Here is a 255-nt window from a genome sequence, read left to right on the forward strand (position 1 = left end):
AACACCAGCGCATGGCCCTGCGGGCTGTGCTGGAAGTGGTAGTGGATGCCCTCCTCCTCGCACAGGCGCTGGATGAAGTGCAGGTCGGACTCGTCGTACTGCACGCAGTACACCCGCTCGGGGTACATCGCGCCAAGCACGAAGCGGTGGTCGCTGGCGAGGATGCCGTGCTCCTCGAGCACCTGGGCGATGATCTGCGGCACCGTCTTGTGCTGGAAGATGCGCTGGTTGATGCGGTGTGCCAGGTACGCCAGC

General features: G+C 64.7%; 1 protein-coding gene. It reads right to left on the reverse strand.

Features of this window, described 5'->3' with window-relative positions:
• The coding region (locus QMX96_RS26875) for a contractile injection system protein, VgrG/Pvc8 family (protein WP_282362745.1) at positions 1 to 255 on the reverse strand (255 nt) is incomplete at both ends.

Origin of the sequence: Pseudomonas sp. PS01300, assembly GCF_029960155.1 — a bacterium.
Lineage (GTDB): Bacteria > Pseudomonadota > Gammaproteobacteria > Pseudomonadales > Pseudomonadaceae > Aquipseudomonas > Aquipseudomonas palmensis.